Genomic DNA, 23,420 nt, shown 5'->3' with positions numbered 1-23,420 from the left:
AAGGGAGGTTAAACCTCCCTTTTTACGTTTTAGTGATGCTCAATTTTTCTTTAAGCGACTTGTTCCAGTTTGGTTTTTGTCTTTTTTGCCGCAAGTTCCGCTGGTGCAAAGTCATCAACATTAATGGTGTACAAGCGGTGGCTTTCAGCCTCGATTAAAAGCTCAGCTTCTTGTTCATTGATGAGCTTGTTTGCTAATCCTTCTGCCGCAATTTTATCGAGTTGCGTGAATGGATAACGCTTATCAAGCGCTTTACATACTTTATTAAAAATAGGTTCTGCTTGAAGGACAACGCTTAGCGCCAGTTCAATACGACCTGCGGGGTTATGGGCTGTAGGTGCTAAATACTGGTTGCGGCCAAGGCGTGTACGTGTGGCGCTTGGCGTTTGAAGTATTTGCGCCAATTTGCTGTCCAGTTTGTCGTTTGGTCCTTTGCGAACGCGACCAAAAGGCAGAATTAAGAAACGTAACACTTTGCCGATCACTGGGTTCGGGAAGTTAGCAAGAAACTCATCTATCGCTACTTCTGTTTGTTTCAAGCTGTCTTGTAATCCCCAATGAACCAATGGCAAATCTTCAACTGGTCGGTCATCGTTCTCAAAACGTTTTAGGGTTGCTGAGCTCATGTAGAGTTGGCTCAAAATATCACCCAGACGCGCAGATAAACGCTCTTTGCGTTTCAAAGAACCGCCCAAAACAGCCATAGATATGTCAGCTAAAAGCGCTAAGTTCGCACTGTAACGGTTTAGCTGTTGGTAGTAGCGTTGTGTCGCATCTTTGGTTGGTGAGTAAGAGCCAATACCATCGGTTAGACCTAACCAGATACTACGAATTAAGTTGCTGGTGGTAAAACTAACGTGGCCTGCCAATGCGTTATCAAATTGCTCAACTGCATTCGAACTTTCAGAGTGAGCGGCTTCCATCTCTTTCAATACATAAGGATGGCAGCGAATCGCGCCTTGACCAAAGATGATCATTGAACGAGTCAGAATGTTTGCGCCTTCTACCGTAATTGCAATTGGCGAACCTTGATAACCTCTCGCTAAGAAGTTTGAAGGACCTAAGCAAATACCTTTACCACCGACAATGTCCATCGCATCAATAATTGAACGTTGGCCACGATGGGTACAGTGGTATTTTACAATTGCAGAAATTACCGATGGTTTCTCACCAAGGTCGATACCTGCAACGGTCAAATTACTTGCCGCGTCCATCACGTACGCGTTACCTGCCAAGCGTGCTAATGGCTCTTCAATACCTTCCATTTGACCGATAGGTTGTTTGAACTGACGACGAATACGCGCATAAGCACCTGTTGCCAACGCCGCGCTTTTTGTGCCGCCAGTTGAGTTCGACGGTAGAGTGATACCACGTCCAACCGAGAGACACTCAACCAACATTCTCCATCCTTGCCCTGCCATATCAGGGCCACCGATAATGAAATCTAGTGGAACAAAGATGTCATTACCGCGAGTAGGACCATTTTGGAATGGCACGTTCAGCGGGAAGTGGCGATTACCAATTTCCACACCTTTTAAATTGGTTGGTATAAGGGCACAAGTGATACCAATATCTTCTTTCTCACCAAGTAAGTGCTCTGGATCTTGTAATTTGAATGCCAAGCCAAGTACGGTCGCTACTGGCGCAAGAGTAATGTAACGCTTGTTCCAAGTCAGTCTCATGCCAAGAACTTCTTTGCCTTCCCATTGGCCTTTACAGACTACACCAAAATCTGGAATTGAACCTGCATCAGAACCTGCTTCTGGGCTGGTTAGAGCAAAACATGGGATCTCTTTACCTTCCGCTAGTCGAGGTAAGTAGTAGTCTTGCTGCTCTTTAGTGCCGTAGTGTTGCAGTAGTTCACCTGGGCCTAATGAGTTAGGTACGCCCACGGTTGATGAAAGAACGCCCGATACCCCTGTTAGCTTTTGCAGAACTAAAGATTGCGCATAGGCTGAAAACTCTAAGCCGCCATATTTTTTCTTGATGATCATGGCGAAGAATTTGTTGTCTTTCAGGTACTGCCAAACCTCAGGAGGAAGGTCGGCCAGTTCATGGGTCACTTGATAGTCGTTGACCATGGCACAGACTTTATTCACCGGCCCCTCAAGAAAAGCGCGTTCTTCTTCACTTAATTGAGGCGCAGGAATGTCGTGCAATTGCTGCCAGTTCGGTTTGCCTTTGAACAGCTCTGCTTCCCACCATACTGTGCCTGCATCTAACGCTTCTTTTTCTGTTTGCGACATAGCAGGAAGTACTTTTTTAAATACGGTTAATGCTTTTGCGCTAATTACAGCTTGGCGAATAGAAGGGACAGTAAAAAGCGCGATTGCTGCTAAATATAAACTCCAGCCTATGATGCCTACAGGGCCGAATAGCGAAAGCACCAGCATAGTGATGGTGAGTGCCGCGAGTGATACAAACAATGAAGTTCTGTGATACAGGCAAGCGCTTAGTACTGCAAAGAACCCTAATGTTGAGAGCAAGATGTCCATGTTAATGTCCTTTTAGTCATGCTGTTTATTTTTTCGAATTATCAGCATTCATTTTTATGAGCTTTCTGAAGTTGTTAGAGTGGTCTAACCAGTAAAGTGTAAATGAAATATTAATAAAATGTAAAACCATTAAATGTTCAAAAAGTGATCTAAGTAGAGTGAATATTCTAAAGTTGTGCGCTCTGATTCGATTCTAGAGAGATGAAAATTGTTCTCAAAGTGCAATTATTGAGGCTTATCTATCGACAGAATCACTGGTTTGGGTAAACTCAATAGTGTCCTAACTCTCGGAGAAGAGAGTTCATCTGCAAGCAGATTTAAGAAGAGAATAACTATGTATCAGGATCTAATTAGAAGTGAACTAACAGAAGCCGCTGAAGTGTTGAACAAGTTTTTGAGTGACGATCACAACATCGCTCAAATTGAAGCTGCTGCTAAGCTTATTGCTGATTCATTCAAACAAGGTGGCAAAGTGTTGTCTTGTGGTAATGGTGGCTCACACTGTGACTCAATGCATTTTGCTGAAGAGCTAACGGGTCGTTACCGTGAAAATCGCCCAGGTTACCCTGGTATCGCTATTTCTGATCCAAGCCACCTTTCATGTGTGAGTAACGACTTCGGTTATGATTTTGTTTTCTCTCGTTATGTTGAAGCGGTTGGTTCTGCCGGTGATGTACTGTTTGGTTTATCGACTTCTGGTAATTCAGGCAACATTTTAAAAGCGATCGAAGCTGCAAAAGCGAAAGGCATGAAAACTATCGCTTTGACTGGTAAAGATGGCGGCAAAATGGCAGGTATTGCGGATGTTGAAGTTCGTGTACCACATTTTGGCTATGCTGACCGAATTCAAGAAGTACACATCAAAATTATCCACATCATTATCCAGCTGATTGAAAAAGAAATGGAATAATTGATGTTTATCGAGCTGGTTTTTATAACAAATTATAAAGGTCAGCTCGAAATATAATCGGTAGTCAGGAGTTTTAGGGTAGTAGGAGAGAGAGTTAAGATGTGTGAATTGCTCGGAATGAGCGCCAATGTCCCGACTGATATTTGTTTTAGCTTTACTGGTTTGATTCAACGTGGCGGTAATACCGGACCACACCGAGATGGTTGGGGTATCACGTTTTATGAAGGTAAAGGCTTTCGAACATTTAAAGATCCCAATCCTAGTTACCAATCGAAGATTGCACAGTTAGTCCAAGAATACCCAATCAAGAGCTGTGCGGTGATAAGCCATATTCGCCAAGCGAATAGAGGCGGTGTCAATTTGGAGAATACACACCCATTTACTCGTGAGTTGTGGGGGCGTTATTGGACATTTGCTCACAATGGACAACTAACCGATTACCAAGGTTTGCCAACCGGTCGTCATCGTCCTGTCGGAGAAACAGACAGTGAAGCTGCTTTTTGTTGGTTACTCGATAAGTTAGAGAACCGCTATCCTGAACCACCGAAAGATATGCACGCGGTTTTTCGCTATATCTCTTTGCGCTGTGATGAACTGCGCGAGAAAGGTGTGTTCAATATGTTGCTGTCTGATGGTGAATACCTGATGACATACTGTACGAATCATCTTTACTGGATCACTCGCCGTGCGCCATTTGGACGAGCCGCTTTGCTCGATGAAGATATTGAAATCAACTTTCAGGAAGAAACGACGCCGAATGATGTGGTTTCTGTGATTGCGACCCAGCCTTTAACCGGAAATGAGCAGTGGCAAAGAATGAAGCCTGGTGAATTTAATATTTTCCACTATGGTGAACTGTTCGAAAGTAACAGTGCCGATTTAATCGATGTGGCATTTGCTGCACCTAAACCGGGAAACCAAGCTCCCACAGAGCCGCTTGAGTGAAAAGCTGCGCATAGAAAACGAACATAAAAAGGGTTGATACAGTATCAACCCTTTTTGCTAACTTTAACTCTAAGCTTTCACTAGCGTTTATTCGCTAGCATAACCGTGCATGCCTAAAGGCTCGCCATCTAAGAACGCTTTGCCTTCAATCATCTCAAGTCTGCCTTCAACGAACCACTGAGTCACTAACGGATAGATACGATATTCTTGATTTTGAACGCGTTCTGTCAGTATCTCTACAGTATCTTCATCAAAAATTGGCACCCTTGCCTGAAGAATTACGGGACCACCATCGAGTTGTTCAGTCACAAAGTGAACACTGGTGCCATGCTCTTCGTCACCCGCGTGGATAGCACGCTGGTAAGTATTCAGACCTGGGTACTTAGGTAACAGTGAAGGGTGAATATTGATCATACGTCCTAAGTAGTGACGTACAAATTCACTACTCAGAATACGCATATAGCCCGCTAAAATTATAAGGTCAGGTTTATATTCATCAATTTGTTCCATCAGTGCATGATCGTAAGCATCACGAGTCTCATACTCTTTTGGATCGACAAATACTGCCGCTGCACCTGCTTTCTTAGCTCGCTCTAAGCCATAAGCAGTTGCTTTATTTGAAAAAACAGCCGTTACTCTGCCTTCACTAATGCTTGACTCACAAGCATCGATGATCGCTTGTAAATTGGTACCATTTCCTGAAATTAAAACAACAATACTCTTCATGGATTAATTGATCTCTACTTGCTCTTCACCAGCCTGAGCTGCTGCAATTTTACCGATAACCCATGCGTTTTCGCCTTCTGCTTTTAGAAGGTTAACAGCGGCTTCAGCTTGATCTTGTGGAAGGGCAATGATTAGACCAACACCACAGTTAAATGTACGGTACATCTCGTGAGTATCTACGTTGCCTTTCTCTTGTAGCCATTTGAAAATTGCAGGCCATTCCCAGCTCTTACCATCAATAACCGCTTTGGTACCTTCAGGCAGTACGCGAGGGATGTTTTCCCAGAAGCCACCGCCAGTGATGTGAGAAATAGCGTGAATGTCGTGTTCTGCAATCAGTTTAAGAGCTGACTTGATGTAAATCTTAGTTGGTTCAAGAAGGTGTTCACCAATGGTTTTACCTTCAAGCAGTTCATTTTTGTCTGCAGCAGAAACTTCTAGGATTTTACGAACTAGAGAGTAGCCGTTTGAGTGTGGACCACTAGAACCCACAGCAATCAGTGCATTACCCGCGGCAACTTTAGTACCGTCGATGATATTTTCTTTTTCTACTACGCCGACACAGAAACCCGCTACGTCGTAATCTTCGCCTTCATACATTCCTGGCATTTCAGCAGTTTCGCCACCGATTAGAGCACAGCCAGCTTGAACACAGCCATCAGCAATACCAGACACAACATCAGCTGCTGTGTTTACATCTAGCTTACCTGTTGCGTAGTAATCTAGGAAAAACAGTGGCTCAGCACCTTGTACAATCAGGTCGTTTACACACATAGCCACTAAGTCGATACCAATGGTGTCGTGCTTTTTCATATCCAAAGCAAGACGAAGTTTGGTACCCACACCATCTGTACCAGAAACAAGTACAGGTTGTTTGTATTTGGTTGGAAGCTCGCACAATGCACCAAAGCCACCAATGCCACCCATTACCTCAGGGCGACGAGTACGCTTTACAGCACCTTTAATTCGTTCAACAAGTGCATTGCCTGCATCGATATCAACGCCAGCATCTTTGTAGCTAAGTGAAGTCTTGTTACCGCTCACGGGGAAGTTCCTCGGTCTAATTGGATATGAAAACGGCGCTATTCTACAGGGCTTAAAACAAAAAGGAAAACGTTTGCGTCAGTTTTTTATCGCGATTTTTGGTCGGTAAAGTTGAAAAAATAGGTGTATAATCCCGAGGTTTATTTAAATTGTGCCGGAGATGGAAATGAAAGTTGTTGAAGTTAAACACCCTCTTGTTAAACATAAAATTGGCTTGATGAGAGAAGGTGACATCAGTACTAAGCGCTTTCGTGAGTTAGCAACAGAAGTAGGTAGCCTACTGACTTATGAAGCAACTTCAGACTTTGAAACTGAGAAAGTAACCATTAATGGATGGAATGGTCCTGTTGAAGTTGACCAAATTAAAGGTAAAAAAGTAACTGTAGTTCCTATCCTACGTGCTGGCTTAGGTATGATGGACGGTGTACTAGAGCATATTCCTAGCGCACGTATCAGTGTAGTCGGAATTTACCGTGATGAAGAAACTCTAGAACCAGTACCATACTTCAACAAACTTGCTTCAAATATTGAAGAACGCATTGCACTGGTTGTTGATCCTATGTTGGCAACTGGCGGTTCTATGATCGCAACGATCGATCTTCTGAAAGAGAAAGGCTGTAACCAAATCAAAGTATTGGTTCTTGTGTCTGCGCCAGAAGGTATTGAAGCGCTAGAAAAAGCTCACCCAGATGTGGAGCTTTACACTGCGGCGATTGATGAAAAACTGAATGACAAAGGTTACATCGTTCCGGGTCTTGGTGACGCTGGCGATAAGATTTTTGGTACTAAGTAACTTAGGTTACTGAAAAGAAAAGGGAGCTTAGGCTCCCTTTTCTGTTTTTACTGAAAGTCTTACTTCTTTAAACCTAAGGTTCCACCGACTCTAGGTGTGTTTGATGGCTTATTGTTGCCTCTCGCAATTTGCTGATTCGGTTTGCTATGTTGAGGTTTACCTTGCTGAGCTCTGCCTTGGTTGTCACTTCTCGCTTTGCCTTTCTTTGAGTTTGGCGCATGGCGGAAGGTATCTGCATTGTGACCTTGATATGTTTTATCTTTGAAAGAGCTAGAACTCTGGTTTCTGCGAGCTTTTGATTCTCGGTTTTCTTCTCGGCTATCGAACAATTTTGCATCTGTCGCTTTGCGTATACTGTGTCCTTTCGCGTCAACTTTTGATGCTTCTTCAGTACCAGTAGAACCCTCACACATAGCCAAAATCTCTGCCACTTCAGCGTCGGTAAGATAGCGCCATTTCCCGTTTGGAATACCATCCAAAGAAATATTCATAATACGAACACGACGCAGTTTAAATACTTCATACCCTAGAGCTTCACACATACGGCGAATTTGACGATTGAGACCTTGGGTCAGAACGATACGAAATGAAAATTTGGTCTCCATTTCCACTTTACATGGCAAGGTCACCGTATCGAGAATTCTGACGCCAGAAGACATCTGCTTAATAAAATCCGGTGTGATTGGCTTATCGACACGAACCACGTACTCTTTTTCGTGGTTATTGCCCGCGCGCAGGATCTTGTTAACGATGTCGCCATCGTTAGTCAGGAAAATCAAGCCATCTGAAGGTTTATCTAAGCGGCCGATAGGGAAAATACGGCTCTTATGGCCGATAAAATCGACAATATTCCCCGGAACATCTCGTTCAGTCGTACAAGTGATACCAGTAGGTTTGTTGAGTGCGATATAGATAGGTTTTTCTTTGGTGCGAAGTGACTTACCGTCAATCAGCACTTCATCATCATCGGTGACTTTGGTACCCATCTCAGGCACTTTACCATTGATGGTGACTCGACCTTGGTCAATGAGCTTATCGGCTTCGCGACGAGAGCAATAACCAGTTTCACTAATGTATTTGTTTAGGCGTTTGCCTTCAGATTGTGACATGTTGTCTCCTGTAACGTTTCACAACGGCTTTTCTTGAAAACGATGATAGTAATGTTTTCAAAATAAATAATGTTTTCGAAATCAAGAATGCTTTCGAAATAATTAAAGTGTTCAAAATTTGGCGAGGGCGCATTCTAACAGGTATCTATGCTTAGCCAAGCCGTTTCTGGTGGCGCTCTCTGTTTTCGTTTTTCTTATCTACACTTTTCTTAAACAATACGTAAAGAGCCCCCGTGCCGCCGTGGAAGCGTTGTGCGCTATGAATGCATTGCACTTCTTTCATCTGAGTTAACCAGTGTGCGACAAAACTTTTCATCAATGCGGGAGGATTAGAACGTTCTCCTTTGCCATGCACGATAATCACGGTTCTGACATCCATTCGCATGCATTGATTAACGAAGGCTACCACCTCGTCACGCGCTTGTTTGAGTGTTTTGCGGTGTAAATCAAGGCGAGCCTGAATCGGGTACTTACCCAAGCGCATTTTTTTGTAGACCCCGTCCTGAACGCCATTACGCTTAAACTCAACGTGGTCATCTGGTTTTAGCATTGGAGCATGGTCGATAGAAAGATAATCAGGGTCATTTTCTGAATGGGTAATGGCGGCTTCTCGTTTAGCGAGTTGAGCCTCTGTAACCTGATAAGACTTACTAAGTTCAGCAGTATCTTGCTTGATCGGTCTTACATCACCCATCATTTGATGAAATAGTTCGAAATCATCTTGAGACTCGAAGTCATCGTTAGACATAGTGCCATCTCGAATTAATCACGGATGTCGGAAGTATAACAATCGAGACTGCTCAAGCAACCTGTTCTGTTTGTGTAGTCAAAGTGAGTTTGTGATTAGAAGGCGGGGACTAACTGATCTAACCAAGGAACTAGCTAGCGAATAATTAAACTAACAAAATAGCTACTTCGATTAGAAGTAAAATAGCGGGCAATAAAAAACCGGAGCAGACAAGCGATCAACTCCGGTGCAAAGCGTGATTCTATTTAAAAATAGATGCTAAGCGATCTAGTGAGGAGATTTGTCGTTCAGCACTTTGTAGATGAAATAGCTGCCATAAAATAGCATCAGCCCTATAGTGCCGAATATAACCAGCATTGAAGATAACCCAACTGCATTACCGAACAGGAGATCTAGCCATAAGTCCATAGTATTTCCTCTAGAAGTGCTTGAGACACTGCATAAGTTAAATTCTGGATAAAAAACCGACACTGATCTGGATCAATTGTGATTGATAGGTTGTGTGAATGTTTCTTTAGCTGTGTATTTGGTCACATTTTATAATTTGTTGAGTGCTTTTTGAGCGAACGAACTGAATTTAAGAAAAAGTTAATTAAATGACTTGCGTAACGAAACAGAATCCGTAATATACGCATCCGTTCCCAATGAACGGAACAATCTCGGTGAATAGCGCAGCTTGGTAGCGCATCTGGTTTGGGACCAGAGGGTCGGGGGTTCGAATCCCTCTTCACCGACCATATTTAGAAAAAGGCTCTAGTCGAAAGACTGGAGCCTTTTTCGTTTCAGGTTGTTTAAGGATTCGAACAGAGTGGGGTTCGCCTGATGTTCAGAATTCGGCTCTTCACCGAGCACATTTAGAAAGCTCAGCAGAAATGCTGGGCTTTTGTCGTTTTGGGATATCAATAATCATGTTGAACAGAGTGGGGTTAAAAGAACTCGCAGTTTGCTTTTTGGCTTCGGTTCTTCTGTGTGATTTTGAAACCTTTCTTTTCCAGTAGTTCAATAAAACTCTGCTGACCGATTAAGTGAAGTGCGCCAACAATCATGACGTATTGACCTTTCGGTTTAGGTAAGAACTTGTCTGAACTTATCTTATTGGCCCAATCTTGGTTACGGTCAATTACAAAAGCTAGCTCCATTTCTGGCGACATCTCAGTCAGATGCATCATCTTTTCAAGGTTCAGTCTATCGCCAGCTTTCCAACTTTCGATCATGCAGTGAGTCATGGCTTCATTGCTTTCCCACTCATCGATAATACTAACTAACAGTTCTTTACCGTCTTCTGGTTGACGGGTTAACAGATCAATTTGGAACTGCATTGTTTCTAAAGGTATCAGTGGAACCTTAGTTTCTGTTGCCTTTTGCATCAGATGAAGGTCAACGCCATCTTTTGTTTCATAGCCGAGCTTTTGCAATTGTAAGAATTGAAGTGATAAAGCGGCACTCCATGGCGGAAGTGTATGGAATTGCTCAACATTCAACCCAAACTCAGAGGCGATTTGATCAAGGTTGAATAATTGTTCTTGGGAAAGTACTTGCTCTGCCTGTTTGGAAGTTGTGGGATAGACGATTTTCTGTTGTTGGGTTGTATCTGATTCAACAATCAGACCGTCACTGTTATTGAGCGCTTGGTAAATATCATCAGGTAAGGGGAACATGGATGGTTCCCCGACATGTACCGAACCAATAATGGTGAGGTTTATTTTGCCGTTTGTTGCGTTCCAGTACAAAGGTTCTGCTTGAGCAGAAAAGACAAATAAAGGTAGCAACCAACGGAGTGTTTGAGTAATGCCAGACATGCAGTTCCCTATACCAATACTAAAACTAGGATAAACACCTTACTTTAGAAGAGATTAGCTTAGTTGTACTCAGAACGCTCTATTTAATCGTTGATGATACCTTCGGTCTCCCCCCGCTATGTTTAAGATCATTCGACTAATGAAAGCGTGTTTTGACTAGTCGTAGTCGGTTGGCATTGCTCACAACGGTAATGGATGACAGCGCCATTGCTGCGCCAGCTACTACTGGACTGAGTAAAAATCCAAATGCCGGATAGAGCACACCTGCGGCGATCGGAATACCAAAGGTGTTGTAAATGAACGCGCCAAACAGGTTTTGCTTCATGTTCTTAATTGTCGCTTGTGACAGTTCGATAGCACTGACTACAGACAACGGTGATGAGTTTAACAGTGTCATTTGCGCGCTTTCTATTGCCACATCACTGCCGCTGCCCATTGCGATACCAATATCAGCTTGAGCAAGGGCTGGTGCGTCATTAATGCCATCACCAACCATAGCAACAATACGGTCTTGTTTTTGTAGCTCTTCAATATGCTGAGCTTTTTGGTCAGGCAGTACCTGCGCAATGACTTGGCTTATGCCCAGCTCGCTGGCGATAGAATTCGCTACGCTTTGATTATCACCTGTCAGCATCACGGTATGAATTCCCATCTCGTTAAGAGCTTGAATTGCTTGTGACGCATTTTCCTTTACAGGGTCAGCTATCGCAAACAGACCAATCAGTTGTTTGTCGAGAGCAATGGCAACCGGTGTCCAAGCGTTTGATGAGAAATAATCAAGCGTTTGCTGTGCTTCTGTTAGGTCGATTGCTAAAGACTGGAAGTAACCGACTGAACCAATATGTACCGTTTGGCCTTGATAATCTGCTTGTATACCTTGACCGCGAGAGTTAACGAAGTTTTCAATCGTAGCTGCCGTGATTTCATTTTCTTTGGCATACAGACACACCGCTTTAGCTAAAGGATGTTCTGACTGTAATTCCAAGGCGTAAGCTAAACTCAACACCTGTTGTTGGTCTGTATTAAAAGCCACAAGCTGTTGAACGCTCGGTCTGCCTTGAGTAAGAGTGCCTGTTTTATCAAACACCACCGTATTGATTTTGCTGGCAGATTGCAAAACGTTGGCATCTCGAATCAAGATTCCCATTTCAGCCGCTTTACCCACACCCACTGTTACAGACAAAGGTGTTGCCAGACCAAGCGCACAAGGACAAGCAATAATCAGTACTGTGGTTGCAATAACCAACATATAACTGGCTTTCGGTTCAGGGCCAAACCAATACCAGATTAGCGCAGAAAAAATAGCGATTAACACTACGGTCGGAACAAATACCGCCGAAATCTGGTCAGCCATTTTTGCGATGGCTGGTTTGCTGCTTTGAGCCTGACGAACCATCTTGATAATGCGTGATAGCATGGTTTGCGAACCAATACCTGTAGCTTCAATTAATAAGCTACCATCCTGATTGATGGTGCCTGCAGAGACATGACTTGAAGCCGATTTATGTACAGGGATCGGTTCGCCGGTTAGCATGGATTCATCAACGTAAGAGCTGCCTTCTAATACCACACCATCTACCGGAGATTGTTCACCCGGTTTTACGCGTAAAGTCATCCCTTGTTTGATATCTGCGATAGCAATAGTTTGCTCTGTTGTCTCTCCGTTATTGGTCACAACCAAAGTGGCTTGTTGTGGTTGTAAATTGATTAGAGCTTGCAGTGATTGCGTCGTCTTGGCTTTGGCTTTGGCTTCGATGTAGTGACCGAGAGAAATCAAACCGATGATCATTGCTGTCGCTTCAAAATAAACGTGACGAGCATTATCTGGGAACCAGTTTGGCGCAATGACAACCAGTGTTGAATAGAACCAAGCTGCACCTGTGCCCAAGGCAACGAGTGTATCCATAGTGGCACGGCGGTGAGTGAACGCTTGCCAAGCGCTGGTGAAAAATCCTTTCCCTGCGGTAGATAAAAGTGCAAGGCACAGTAATCCAACTACACCCCAAGCCATTTGGTCGCTGGTGGTTTGGATCATCATGTTGCCACCCAATACACCCCATGCCATTAAAGGCACACCCATGACTAAACCAAGAAACGCATTACGTTTATGTTCTTTCTGGATATTATCTAAATGGAGTTGTTGTTTCTTTTGTTGCTCGGTTGGGTCACCGGCCCATTCAGCCTGATATCCTGCTTGGCTTACCGCTGCCACCAATGCCGATGTGACATCTTGATTTGAAATGACGAGAGCACTTTGTTCAGCCAAATTGACCTGCGCTTTTTCTACTCCTGAAACTGAAAGCAGAGATTTCTCTACAGATGAAACACAGCTGGCACACGTCATACCTTTAATCAGTAAGTGAGTATTTACTAAATCATCAGCTTGCGTTGGCGTTAGCTCTGCCGATTCGGGGTCAGCCGATGTTGGTTCTTCAGTGGCGACTTTCGGCTCTGCAACTTTCTCTTTTTGAGCTGGCTCAGCAACGGCTGCTTTAATTTGTTCTTCTTCATCAACTTGAGGGGTGTTGATAAGAGTCGCTTGGTAACCAACCTCTGCCACTCGGTTAATAATTTCTTCGTGTGAGCTTGAAGTAATCAGTGTTAGAGATTCTTTGGAAACATTCAGACGAGCTATATCGTCAAAGGCCTGCAAATGTTTAGTGAGTTTGTTTACACAATTGCCGCAGTTTAGTCCTTGCAGACTAAATTGCAGGGTGTTGCCTGCGTGATAGCCCAGCGATTCGATACTGTCGATGACCTTTTCGAGCGGAGAGTTGACATCCAATTCTATAAAAGTGGGTGATAGGGTTTGGATTTCAACCGTGAATTCAGTGTTGAGTTGACGTTCAACTTTTCGAGCGCAACCCATGCAATTCAAGCCTGATAAAGGTAATGCGTAATGGCCCATTTTCTCTTCCTCCAATCGACAGTAAGAAAAGCATAAACCTTAACCTAAAGGTAAGGTCAAGCGGTGTTATGGAATATGATTTAATCTTCCATTGTGGAATTAGTCATCAATGGTAAAATGGCGCCAAATTTTATCCTTTCAGTCGCAGTGGCTTAATGTGCCGCTGTTGTTTTTATATCTAAGGAAGTCAAATGACGGTTAAAACTCGTTTTGCCCCAAGTCCTACGGGCTATCTTCACGTTGGTGGTGCACGTACAGCACTTTACTCTTGGTTATACGCAAAAAGCCAAGGTGGTGAATTTGTTCTACGTATCGAAGACACTGACCTTGAACGTTCTACTCAAGCGGCAGTAGATGCGATTCTTGAAGGTATGAGTTGGTTAGGTTTGGAATGGGATGAAGGTCCTTACTACCAAACAAAACGTTTTGATCGTTATAACGAAGTGGTCGATCAGCTTCTAGCTCAAGACAAAGCTTACAAATGTTATGCGTCTAAAGAGCTTCTCGACGAGATCCGTGCTGAGCAAGAAGCCAATAAAGAGATGGCTCGTTACGATGCGAACCACCCTAAAATCAAAGCGGTGAATGAAGCAGCGAAAGAGGGTGATCCTTGCGTTATTCGTTTCCGTAACCCAAAAGAAGGCAGCGTAGTATTTGATGACCAAATCCGTGGCCGTATCGAAATTCGCAACGACCAACTTGATGATCTGATTATCCGCCGTACTGATGGTTCTCCAACTTACAACTTCTGTGTTGTGGTTGACGATATTGATATGGGTATTACTCACGTTATTCGCGGTGAAGACCACATCAACAACACGCCTCGTCAAATTAACATTTACGAAGCGATTGGCGCTAAAGTTCCAACGTTTGCGCACTGTGCAATGATCCTAGGCGACGATGGCGCTAAGCTGTCTAAACGTCATGGCGCGGTATCTGTAATGCAATATCGTGATGAAGGTTATTTGCCAGAAGCGTTGATCAACTACCTAGTTCGTTTAGGTTGGGGTCATGGCGACCAAGAGATCTTTACTCAAGAAGAAATGATTAACTTGTTTAGCCTGAATGCGATTTCTAAATCTGCATCAGCGTTTAATACTGACAAATTACTTTGGTTGAACAATCACTACATCAAGTCTTCTGATCCTGAGTATGTGGCGAAGCACCTAGAATGGCACTTTGACAACCAAGGTATCAACAAAGACAACGGTCCAGCATTAGCAGAGATCGTGAGTCTTGTTGGTGAGCGTTGCCATACACTTGTTGAGCTTGCTCAGCAGTCTCGTTACTTCTATGAAGATTTCTCTGAGTTTGAAGAAGGCGCAGCTAAAAAGCACCTGCGAGGTGTAGCAAAAGAGCCTCTAGCGCTTGCGCTAAGCAAACTTGAAGCTTTGACTGAGTGGACAACTGAAGCACTGCACCAAGTGATTGAACAAGTATGTGCAGAACTTGAAATCGGTATGGGCAAAATCGGTATGCCTCTACGCGTAGCAGTCACTGGTGGCGGTCAATCACCTTCTGTAGACGCGGTAATGCAGCTAATTGGTCAAGAGCGTGTTATTGCACGTATCAAGATGGCTCTAGCGTTTATCGAAGAGCGTGAAGCTAACGCACAATAAGCTATTTATTGAGTGACGAAAAAAGCTGTGGTGTAACAACCACAGCTTTTTTGTTATCTGGTGTTCGGGAAACTGTTGAAATGGCTCTGGATTTCTCTGTTTAAACGAGATTATTTCAAATCAATACTGCTCAAACGTCCCATATAAATAAGAATATCCAAACAGTCTTTATGGGCTTCCAATAGCGCTTTTTTCGTTTTGGTATAAGCGGCGAGTTTGCCGTGTTTATTGATAGAGCAAACCACACTCCTAAAGGTGCATTTGCCTTTATTGTCGTAATCGCGCCAAGCGGCAATATAGCAAGCATCTCGACTATCCGGATTATCGCTTGTTGGGCGAGGCTTATAGATGATCTTAGGCTCTAAGCTATGAGGTAAACGGGTCATCAGATAAGGATCTTTCAATATGCGTCGCCAATGCTTACCCCACATCTCTGTGCCTAATTCGTTTCTCAGCTTAATCGCCTTTTTAAGTCCTTTTGTTTCTCCTAGACGTATGTAACCGACCGATCTGTGCAGAACGCTGTCATCGGGAGTGTGAATATGAATTTTGTAAGCCGTTTTAGCTTTAGAGATAAATCGGTGGCCTGTATTGGTTTCAAGGTTACTTTTTTTCATAGGCTAGCGGTTTCCCTTACAACTTGATGGTTTTTAGGTGGCGGGCTTCTCTCCTAATTCCAGAACTTAGACGTGCCGTAAGTTAGATGACTCTACCAACCACCCAAAGCAGCAAGTGCCTTGGGGTTATAAATATTTTTGTTAATAGTAATTTTAGATGAAATCCCGAATAACGAGAATAAACAGTCTAGTTGAATGTTAATTTTTTATATCAAAATTGAGTAAAGATTCTGCGAGATAAACATTTACACGTTTATCTCGAAAGAGTTTTCATAGATGGCTAATTAACCATGTTGTTCAATATGCGATCTGATGGAATGTAGATAATGTAACAGCTATGCACCGAGGTGAATGTTTGTCACATTTTGCCATATTTGCCATACCGAATACCTTCTCGTAACTATATTGTTAATATTGTGTGTCTTGTCATTAACCTTTGTTTGTTGGGCTCTAGAGCAAGAAATATACAATTTTATATATCTATTTTAATAATAAAAATGAGCAAGTAAGGACGCAATTGGCTATGTCTACTCATAAAGGAAAAGAAGTGACCTTCTCCCAATCGGAGTTTTTGGTCTCAACAACGGATACAAACAGTATCATCACTTATGCTAATGATGAGTTCTGCCGTGTGGCGGGTTTTACCGCTCAAGAACTGATTGGCAAACCTCACAACATTGTTCGACATCCTGACATGCCTAAAGCGGCTTTTGCAGATATGTGGGGGCAGCTAAAAAAAGGCAACAGTTGGCGAGGGATGGTCAAAAACCGTTGTAAGAATGGAGACTACTACTGGGTTGATGCATTCGTAACACCCATCTACGACAAAGACAAAATCATTGGCTACCAGTCTGTCAGACATTGTCCGTCACGCAAAGATATTGCCTCTGCGGAGCAGTTATATAAGCGTATTAATAATGGAAAGAAACCCTTCCCAGTCACAGAACATATTTTATTTCAGAGAATCGCCGCTGCGATAGTCGCAATAGCTTTGTTGGGCAGCGCTTATTGGATAGCAGGATTGACGATGTTTGCATTAATTTTGGCATCACTCGTTATTTTCAGTGGTTTGTTTTTTGACGAAATTTTCAAATTACCTGCTTTGATGCAAAAACAATCTGATACGGTAAACAGCCCTTCCAGAGTCGTTTTTTGCGGTACAGGATTAAGTGGCAAAGTGGCCTATAACGTCGATATTCAATTAGCCAAAATTAGAACAATCTTGGGAAGAAGCTCGGATTCAGGTAAGGCATTAGTGGGCATTTCTGAGCAGTTAAAATCTACCAGCGAGTCGTCCTTAGAAAGCTTGAAAGCGGAGAGTGAACTTTTGGAGCAGCTTTCAACAGCGGCTACCCAAATGAATGCATCAATACAAGAGGTAAATAACGCCACTTTAGATACTCGAGAATTCGTCAGAGAAGTGAAATCTAAGTGCAGTAACGCCGCTGAAACACTCTCTAGAAATGGAAAAAACCTAAACGAGTTGTCCGACGATATTGGAGCTGCCGCTCAAAGTTTGCTTCAGTTAGTAGAAGATACCAACAAAATTTCAGGTGTAATGGCAGAAATTCAGGGTATTGCTGATCAAACTAACTTGTTGGCATTAAACGCGGCAATTGAGGCGGCAAGGGCTGGCGAACAAGGTCGAGGCTTTGCTGTTGTTGCTGATGAAGTTCGCACACTCGCGGGCAGAACGCAGATTGCGACACAGAATATTCAGAGTTCAGTAACCAATCTTCAAAGCTCAATGCAGACGTGGCAAAAGTCGATGATGACTAATCAAGATAAGTCACAAAGTTGTAATAGTGAGGCTCATACTGTTGAGGATATCATGTCCAGTGTCATTGATATGATGTCGTTACTTGAGGATAAATCTATTCAGATTGCTACTGCGATGGAAGAACAAAGCGCAGTGACCTCTGAGATAAGTCAAAACGTTCATCACATTCAAACCGTATCTAACAAGAATGTGTCACTAGTTGGTCAGGCTAGTGAGAATGCTTGTGAAGCACATTTAAGTGCTAACAATATTAATGCGTTAAGTACTAACTTTCGATAGCTATAACTCTTATCAATCTTACAAATACAAAAGACTAACGGCGCTAGGTTAGTCTTTTGTCTCTAAACAAAAAGTTCTGACAAGTTAAAGCGTTTTAAGCATACAAATTTCGCAACTGCCGTGCCCTGTATTACCGATACTTCCCTCTATATGTTCGAAACCAAATTGCTCGTATAAAGAAACCGCGGAGCTCAACTCTTCCAGTGTTTCCAAATATAAGAAACTGTACCCAAACTCTCTCGCTTTCTTTATCGATAAATCAATTAAACACCGTCCAAGACCAATACCGAGCACGGATTTATCCAAGTACAGCTTTTGCATTTCGCCATACTCTTCACCAGCCCCTAATAGCTGTGCAACGCCTACTCCACCAACAACTTGACCATTAAGCGTTGCTACCCAGTAACCGGATTTATCAAGGGTGTAAGCGGTACTCAGGCTGGCTAAAGCTGGGTCATGTAGGCTTACGCCTTCTAGATGGTCAATTTTATTATCTATGAAGCTGTTACGAATGACGTCAGCAATAGCATCATTGTCTTCAGGGGTAATTGGTCTGATAGTGATGTCTAGACCACGGAGTGAAATGCGAAGATGTTCTGCCTCGTCCTTACTCATTGTTATTATTCCTTTGATGTTGCTTGTATTCCGTCATCATATAAACAAAGAAATTTTAAGCAATGGCAACGTTTTTAAATTATAGCTATAGAGATTAATCGGATAAGAAAGACTTAGCGAGATATCCCACTAAGTCTCTGTAAAGTTGGCGCTACCGACAGGATTCGAACTTGAGACCTGTCCCTTAGGAGGGACGGAAATTAAAAATGTTAAAAAATGATAAGTAAGATTTATTAATAAATTCAGTGTGATATGTTAATTGTGTTGTGGTTGGATATGCTGAAAATTGATGTTTGTGGACAAAATGTGGACATTGATTTTGCTTTGAACCTATCTACTCAGACCTGAATCACTACTTATTATTTTTTGAGCTCATTCTTTTCAAAAAATGCAACTTTGCAGACTTTCTATGCAAAGTTGCGTTCTGTTTCGCTTAGTAAGTGCGTTCAATCACATTTAACTAAATCTTTTTCCAATCTGTTAATAAACAATACTGATTAATGTGCTATTGATCCAATTATCAGTAATATTCTTGGCATAATTATACTTAGTGCATGTTTTTATCAAAAATGAGAATTATTGCTTGCATTGCATTTGTGTTTTGATTAAAAATCACGCGTTTTTGTATCCCGTACTTTTGTTGCATAGGAAAAGTGTGATTATCTTCTAGGTATATAGTGGGATTCTAATTAAGGAAGTGGGATTGTACTTATGGATGAGCCTGCCTTATTTGAGTTAATTGCTTTTAGTAATTTGAAGGCAGATTGAGAGTTAAGATGAAGCTTAAGAGATCAACAAAGAACTACATTTACATTGCAGGCTTGTCATTAATAACGCTCTTGTCATTTGCGAAGTACTACTTCGACTCTCAAGAAGTTGCTGGAAAAGTGTCTACTGAGCTGCGAAGTATCGTCGACGAAAATATTAAGTACTATCAAGAACAAATTAGTCAAGACATCCCATTGAAAGACTGCGCTGCTTTTTTGCAGAAAAATACAGAGCTGTTGCTATTCAATAGGGATATTAGAAGTATCGGTGTTACTGATAAGAATACAATTAGCTGTTCTTCCGTAGTGTCCCTAAACGGAATAGATGTCCCCACTCAAACAGAAGTATCCGGTAGAATCAGACTGTTTTACCTTCCAAGAGCGCCCTATACTGGTTCTCTGGTGCCAAAAGATGCCGGAGCTATCTTACTCAAGATTTCTTATACACCAACCTATGCTACTTACTTTGCTTTTTATCCAGAGGCATTAACTGAGCTGATGGACGATTATTCTGAGTATGATGTGTTTATCAAACTTGAAAATGCATCGTTATACAAAGGAGGATCAGTTGGTCGAAGCAATCTTTTGCCAACAGGTGATTTATACAAAGTCGATTTTAATCTGAAGTTATATTCATTCTTGGCTTACTTCTTCATGAACCATGGCTTCATTGTTGTTTTTTGGACTGTAGCTTATCTGGTTGTAGTCAATAGAAGTTCACCAATTTTTGATAAGTTTAAAGCAAGCTACTGGTCTATAGATAAAGCAATTAAACGCTCTCAGTTTCATCCTTATCTTCAACCAGTGTTCGACATTAATGGAACACTGACTGGGGCTGAGGTACTTGTTCGTTGGCTCCATCCTACCAAAGGTATAATTCCACCCAGTGATTTCATACATGAAGTTGAAGCAAATGGAAAAATAAAAGACATAACCAGGATTCTTATGAACAAGTGTTCATTGCACTTGCGTAATGTTGAATATTTGAGAAATAACGACTTTCATTTAGGATTCAATGTTTGTGCGATACAATTTGATTCGAATCGATTGTATGAAGATGTATTGAAAATCCAGAAAGAGTTATTTCACAAAGTTAAAATAGCTTTAGAAATTACTGAACGCCAAGAATTTGAAAATGAGGTCTTTACTTCATATATCAGCAGGCTAAAAGATAAGAATGTTGTAATAGCACTTGACGATTTTGGTATTGGCCACTGTTCTTTAAAATATTTGATAAATACAAAAGTAGATATTATTAAAATAGATCGTGCTTTCATTAATACAATCTCGAATGGAGAGAGTACTCATGTACTTGATGCAATTATTAATTTGGCTAAGACTACAAATATTGAACTGCTTGCTGAAGGAGTAGAGACTCAAGAACAGTTCAACTACTTACATGGACGAGAAATTGGTCAGTATCAAGGTTTTTATTTTGATAAACCAATGCCAATAGAAGAATTTATTGAAAAATATTTTTCATAACATCATCTAATCAGTTGTTAGAGATAACGAATACAGTTCAATGCTGCCGTAATGAGAAACTAATTGGTAATAAACGAGCTCAATATGTGGACATAAACAAAAACGCCTTAGCTTAAATGTTAGCTAAGGCGTTGTTTTATTTGGCGCTCCCGACAGGATTCGAACCTGAGACCTGCCCCTTAGGAGGGGGCCGCGCTATCCAGCTGTGCCACGGGAGCAGGGCTCTTATATTACTCAATTATTTGAATAAGTTAACCACTGATAAACACTTTTAATTCTGTTTGTGCATAACGTCGCCAATTTGCACACTCGATAGTAGCTCTGGCTGATCAATCATCAATTCAGCATCGTTTTCATAAACACGAGACACCGTTAGAGTGATATCACTTTGGGTGACTTTATTACGTGGTAATCCTTTTTGGTCAATGAATGCACCGGTGTGCCACAGTTGCAGTTTATCGCCTTCTTGAACGCCGTGAATTCTGCCTAAATCCATGGTTAGTGTGTTGCCAAATTTGGCAACAACTTCAGGAAGCGTAATCTTGCACGAAATTTCAGACTCTAAGTCCAACATAATATTTCGGCTTACTCTAAGTAACATATCGCCATAAGTAGAAGCCCAGAAGCGTGCGCTTCGTGTATCAATTTGGCTGGTTTTCGCAAAAGGCCAACGGGCGACTTCACGATAGTTATGTTTAAAGACTTCACTGCCAGTTTTGCCATCGAACACTTTCATCTCTAAAGCGAACTGACGGTTAATGACATCATCTTGTAGTAACTTCTGCTCGATAGTCGCCGTAAGGTCAGTAATTACACCCCCAATGATGTATTGTGCGCCGGTATCTTGAGCAATCATTTTTATTCGTTCAGGATTACGGGCGTTGATATCATAGTTGGTGGTACCCACAGAGACAAAACTTCCTGACTCCTGACCGATTTGGCGGTTTACCACTTCAGCAAAATCATCACCCAGACTATAAATCTGACCCATGACCGCTTGTTGAGGTGATGCTAAATCAATATTGCCGACTAAGAAGGTCTTTTTATATTGGTTTTGCTGGCAACCAGTTGCCGAAGGATAAATATCAATACGAGCACGAATACTCATTACATCACTTCTGGAAATCGTCTCTTCAACCAGAATGTAACGGACTTCGTGGTTTGAAAACTGGTATTCGGTACGTTCCGATTCTAATAGCGGCATTAAGTTGCTGATACTGCCAATATCTGCCCCGGCAAATTTTACCGCCTTATAAATGGCGTTTTCTAATGCGTGGAGTCTGGCGGCACTTTCTGTCGAAACAACAGCGGCAGTACCTGTCACTTCATACCATTCTGCATAAGCTCTTGGTACGCTGAGTGTTGCTGAAAGCATTGAAATTAAACAATAAATAATTTTTTTCATTATGAATTACCAGTTAGGTATAAATTTTGCTTCTTAATTCGTAGCTGATGTAGGTATAGCGTTTCTGAATAGTAGACGAATTTAGAAAAGCAAAGAGTGTTCCAGTTTCATCAGTGAGAGTGAAATGGAACCGATGCCTTAGTATATCTGGAGATGAAGAGAATGAGAAAATGGCTTCCTTTAGTGCCAGCAGTTTTTTTAACTGCTTGTGCCTATGCCCCGATTTATAACGGTAAAGAACCGTACACGGGCTCACAATTTATGTTGATGGAAAGTCCAAGGCATACATTGGATTTTTTCGTAGAAAGTATGACTGAAGATTTAATGATATCGAATACGAGCATTACTTCTCGTAATTCCATTGCTGTTACTTCGTTTGTTGATCTGCAAAATATGGATACGACTAACTGGTTAGGTAATTCGGTATCTGAAGGTTTTATTTACCAGTTTCAGCGCCGTGGTTTCAAAGTTGTTGACTATAAAACCACAGGTACGATTCAAGTAACGCAGCAAGGTGATTTCGCCTTTAGCCGTGACTGGAAAGACTTGGCTCAAGAGCAAGAAATCCAATACGTGCTAACAGGTACTATGCTTCGTCAAGATGGCGGGGTTATTGTCAACGCTCGAGTTGTTGGTTTGCAATCTCGTATTGTTGTGGCGACTGCGCAAGGTTTCCTACCTGCTGATCGCATCGGTAGAGATCTAGATACTTTGAACAGTATGCGTACTCAAGATGGTGTTCTCATTCGTTCTGATCCAACGATGAAGCAACCTTACACCGTCATTCTGCGCCCATAGGAGTTTATGATGAAACAATGGTTATTGGTCCTAGTGACAGCGTTTGTAATGATGGGATGCCAGCCTCTTCAAACAACAAGAGCCGATGATTGGTTAACTGCGGTGGGATACGCGAGTATCAGTGAGCAGAAAGGGCGTGATGTTGAAGAGAAACGAGTTAGAGCGATGCGAGCTTCAAAAATTGATGCTTACCGAGAGTTGGCTGAACAAGTGTATGGCATGCGTGTTAGCGGCCGTTCTGAGCTAAGCGATCAACGTCTTGGTACTGAACGTACCAGCGGTGAAGTTGATGGTGTTATTCGTGGCGCAGAAGTGGTTCGTAGCTATAAAGTTGGCGACAGCTATGTAACGGAATTACGTCTAGACATTAATAAGATGAACATGCTTCGAGATTATGGTGAAGTTCAGCAGGTGCCTGAAAAACGTCAGCAAACACTGTTCTAACTATCTCGGTTCTATCTATTGTAGTTTTAATTATCACTCTCCAGATACTTAAAATCGGTGACCCGTCCTGATATGGGTTGACACATTTTAGTTAAAACGCTCGGTGTACTTCATCGGGCGTTTTGTATTTTAAG

General features: G+C 42.2%; 19 protein-coding genes and 2 tRNA genes. 9 read left to right on the top strand and 12 right to left on the bottom strand.

All coding sequences use genetic code 11. The annotated features are described in order from the left end of the window. Positions 1-50: 50 nt before the first annotated feature. Positions 51-2,495 (bottom strand): acyl-CoA dehydrogenase FadE, encoded by a 2,445-nt coding sequence (gene fadE, locus ACRQQK_RS03110; protein ID WP_457510018.1) that lies wholly within the window; start codon positions 2,493-2,495, stop codon positions 51-53. Between the two features lie 334 nt (positions 2,496-2,829). On the opposite strand from fadE, the gene lpcA reads away from it, so the two are divergent. Next, the gene (lpcA, locus tag ACRQQK_RS03105; protein WP_167411531.1) at positions 2,830-3,405 is read left to right on the top strand and encodes a D-sedoheptulose 7-phosphate isomerase; all 576 of its coding nucleotides are present in this window, start codon (positions 2,830-2,832) and stop codon (positions 3,403-3,405) included. 99 nt (positions 3,406-3,504) lie between these two features. Continuing rightward, positions 3,505-4,350: a class II glutamine amidotransferase gene (locus ACRQQK_RS03100; protein WP_457510017.1), complete on the top strand. Its 846-nt coding sequence runs from the start codon at positions 3,505-3,507 to the stop codon at positions 4,348-4,350. Between the two features lie 87 nt (positions 4,351-4,437). On the opposite strand, the gene purN is transcribed toward ACRQQK_RS03100, so the two are convergent. Further along, positions 4,438-5,076 carry a phosphoribosylglycinamide formyltransferase gene (gene purN / locus ACRQQK_RS03095; protein WP_102940339.1) on the bottom strand — a complete coding sequence of 213 codons (639 nt, stop codon included), beginning with the start codon at positions 5,074-5,076 and terminating at the stop codon, positions 4,438-4,440. 3 nt (positions 5,077-5,079) lie between these two features. Next, the gene (purM, locus tag ACRQQK_RS03090) at positions 5,080-6,120 is read right to left on the bottom strand and encodes a phosphoribosylformylglycinamidine cyclo-ligase (RefSeq protein ID WP_457510016.1); all 1,041 of its coding nucleotides are present in this window, start codon (positions 6,118-6,120) and stop codon (positions 5,080-5,082) included. Positions 6,121-6,286: 166 nt separating this feature from the next. Here purM and upp point away from each other — a divergent pair, with 166 nt between their 5' ends. Further along, on the top strand, positions 6,287-6,913 hold the full coding sequence (gene upp / locus ACRQQK_RS03085) for a uracil phosphoribosyltransferase (RefSeq protein ID WP_457510015.1): 627 nt from the start codon (positions 6,287-6,289) through the stop codon (positions 6,911-6,913). A gap of 59 nt (positions 6,914-6,972) precedes the next feature. Here upp and rluF read toward each other — a convergent pair whose 3' ends face one another. From rluF to ACRQQK_RS03070, 3 genes are all read right to left on the bottom strand, one after another. Beyond that, positions 6,973-8,022 carry a 23S rRNA pseudouridine(2604) synthase RluF gene (gene rluF, locus ACRQQK_RS03080; protein WP_457510014.1) on the bottom strand — a complete coding sequence of 350 codons (1,050 nt, stop codon included), beginning with the start codon at positions 8,020-8,022 and terminating at the stop codon, positions 6,973-6,975. Positions 8,023-8,173: 151 nt separating this feature from the next. Next, positions 8,174-8,770: a DNA endonuclease SmrA gene (gene smrA, locus ACRQQK_RS03075; protein ID WP_457510013.1), complete on the bottom strand. Its 597-nt coding sequence runs from the start codon at positions 8,768-8,770 to the stop codon at positions 8,174-8,176. Positions 8,771-9,037: 267 nt separating this feature from the next. Then, complete coding sequence (locus ACRQQK_RS03070) at positions 9,038-9,178, bottom strand: DUF3149 domain-containing protein (protein WP_457510012.1); 141 nt, start codon at positions 9,176-9,178, stop codon at positions 9,038-9,040. Positions 9,179-9,430: 252 nt separating this feature from the next. On the opposite strand from ACRQQK_RS03070, the gene ACRQQK_RS03065 reads away from it, so the two are divergent. Beyond that, a tRNA-Pro gene (locus ACRQQK_RS03065) sits at positions 9,431-9,507 on the top strand. Positions 9,508-9,696: 189 nt separating this feature from the next. Here the strand turns inward: ACRQQK_RS03065 and ACRQQK_RS03060 are convergent. Then, on the bottom strand, positions 9,697-10,569 hold the full coding sequence (locus ACRQQK_RS03060) for a TraB/GumN family protein (protein WP_457510011.1): 873 nt from the start codon (positions 10,567-10,569) through the stop codon (positions 9,697-9,699). A gap of 136 nt (positions 10,570-10,705) precedes the next feature. Then, entirely contained in the window at positions 10,706-13,477 is a 2,772-nt protein-coding gene (locus ACRQQK_RS03055; protein ID WP_457510010.1) for a heavy metal translocating P-type ATPase, read from the bottom strand. A 191-nt stretch (positions 13,478-13,668) separates the two neighbouring features. Here ACRQQK_RS03055 and gltX point away from each other — a divergent pair, with 191 nt between their 5' ends. Continuing rightward, positions 13,669-15,096, top strand: a complete 1,428-nt coding sequence (gltX, locus tag ACRQQK_RS03050; RefSeq protein ID WP_042480045.1) for a glutamate--tRNA ligase — start codon at positions 13,669-13,671, stop codon at positions 15,094-15,096. 110 nt (positions 15,097-15,206) lie between these two features. Here gltX and ACRQQK_RS03045 read toward each other — a convergent pair whose 3' ends face one another. Continuing rightward, complete coding sequence (locus ACRQQK_RS03045) at positions 15,207-15,713, bottom strand: Fe3+-citrate ABC transporter substrate-binding protein (protein ID WP_457510009.1); 507 nt, start codon at positions 15,711-15,713, stop codon at positions 15,207-15,209. A gap of 523 nt (positions 15,714-16,236) precedes the next feature. Here ACRQQK_RS03045 and ACRQQK_RS03040 point away from each other — a divergent pair. Then, positions 16,237-17,772: a methyl-accepting chemotaxis protein gene (locus ACRQQK_RS03040; protein ID WP_457510008.1), complete on the top strand. Its 1,536-nt coding sequence runs from the start codon at positions 16,237-16,239 to the stop codon at positions 17,770-17,772. A gap of 84 nt (positions 17,773-17,856) precedes the next feature. Here ACRQQK_RS03040 and ACRQQK_RS03035 read toward each other — a convergent pair whose 3' ends face one another. Next, positions 17,857-18,387 carry a GNAT family N-acetyltransferase gene (locus tag ACRQQK_RS03035; protein ID WP_457510007.1) on the bottom strand — a complete coding sequence of 177 codons (531 nt, stop codon included), beginning with the start codon at positions 18,385-18,387 and terminating at the stop codon, positions 17,857-17,859. 776 nt (positions 18,388-19,163) lie between these two features. Here ACRQQK_RS03035 and ACRQQK_RS03030 point away from each other — a divergent pair. Further along, a complete protein-coding gene (locus ACRQQK_RS03030; RefSeq protein WP_457510006.1) occupies positions 19,164-20,639 on the top strand; it encodes an EAL domain-containing protein in 1,476 nt (491 codons plus the stop codon). Positions 20,640-20,780: 141 nt separating this feature from the next. Here ACRQQK_RS03030 and ACRQQK_RS03025 read toward each other — a convergent pair. Continuing rightward, positions 20,781-20,857: transfer RNA gene (locus tag ACRQQK_RS03025), tRNA-Arg, on the bottom strand. A 53-nt stretch (positions 20,858-20,910) separates the two neighbouring features. Beyond that, complete coding sequence (locus tag ACRQQK_RS03020; protein WP_457510005.1) at positions 20,911-22,044, bottom strand: flagellar assembly protein FlgT; 1,134 nt, start codon at positions 22,042-22,044, stop codon at positions 20,911-20,913. Between the two features lie 162 nt (positions 22,045-22,206). Here ACRQQK_RS03020 and ACRQQK_RS03015 point away from each other — a divergent pair, with 162 nt between their 5' ends. Both ACRQQK_RS03015 and flgP read left to right on the top strand, forming a co-directional pair. After that, positions 22,207-22,842 carry a FlgO family outer membrane protein gene (locus tag ACRQQK_RS03015; RefSeq protein ID WP_457510004.1) on the top strand — a complete coding sequence of 212 codons (636 nt, stop codon included), beginning with the start codon at positions 22,207-22,209 and terminating at the stop codon, positions 22,840-22,842. Between the two features lie 9 nt (positions 22,843-22,851). Beyond that, complete coding sequence (gene flgP / locus ACRQQK_RS03010) at positions 22,852-23,286, top strand: flagellar assembly lipoprotein FlgP (RefSeq protein ID WP_457510003.1); 435 nt, start codon at positions 22,852-22,854, stop codon at positions 23,284-23,286. Positions 23,287-23,420: the final 134 nt, after the last annotated feature.

The organism is Vibrio sp. C8 (assembly GCF_054051265.1).
The sequence above is the reverse complement of the archived record's forward strand: the minus strand, read 5'-3'. Positions and strand labels throughout refer to the sequence as shown.